1 protein-coding gene is annotated in these 236 nt (G+C 47.5%); it reads left to right on the top strand.

What is annotated here, in order from left to right; all coding sequences use genetic code 11:
* Positions 1-236, top strand: a 236-nt coding sequence (locus I3253_RS20390; RefSeq protein WP_197919611.1) for a hypothetical protein, incomplete at both ends; no start/stop codon positions are given.

The raw sequence follows: 236 nt of genomic DNA, 5'->3' as shown, positions 1-236 counted from the left end.
CTGCATAAGCTGAATAACTACAGCGGTGCCGAACAGGCAGGGTTGTTTGCAGATCGCTTATTATCACCCGGCCAGCAAAGCAAAGTGCGTTACAGCTTTACGCTGTACCAAAGCACTGACAATGGCAATAAAGTGCGGGTGCAAACCGACAACACCGATCAACCTTTTGATATGAATGACTCGAGCAAACTGGAGTTGGGCTCAACCGCCAAACTTCGTGTACTGGTAAGTTATTT

Origin of the sequence: Thiosulfatihalobacter marinus (genome assembly GCF_016019955.1) — a bacterium.
Taxonomy (GTDB): Bacteria; Pseudomonadota; Alphaproteobacteria; order Rhodobacterales; family Rhodobacteraceae; genus Shimia; species Shimia marinus_A.
This window is presented reverse-complemented; position numbering and strand designations above follow the sequence as displayed.